Genomic DNA, 277 nt, shown 5'->3' on the forward strand with positions numbered 1-277 from the left:
AGTGTCCGAAGAAGAAGCTACTAAAGCTAATGATAGAAAATCACCTTCTGTCAGATCTGCAAAACCAGAAAATGGAACATTTGCAATACGATCATATAGAACTCCATTACACTCGTCATTTGCATATTCAATATTTTTACGAATATAGCCTTGTACAAATAATTTCGCTCTTGTAACTCGTCGGTAAGGTGTACCTGGTACTGGTACGAATGCTACAGGCACTAACTTACATTGTGTTAAAAATACGTTTTTTAAGATGCGTTTAATTTCGACTGCT

1 protein-coding gene is annotated in these 277 nt (G+C 35.7%); it reads right to left on the minus strand.

Annotation, left to right across the window (positions count from 1 at the left end):
* Positions 1 to 277: DUF7852 domain-containing protein (locus tag ACS2FK_RS30580; RefSeq protein ID WP_438899984.1), on the minus strand; the 277-nt coding region annotated here is incomplete at both ends.

Origin of the sequence: Bacillus cereus group sp. BceL220, from assembly GCF_051776965.1 — a bacterium.
GTDB classification, from domain to species: Bacteria; Bacillota; Bacilli; order Bacillales; family Bacillaceae_G; genus Bacillus_A; species Bacillus_A cereus.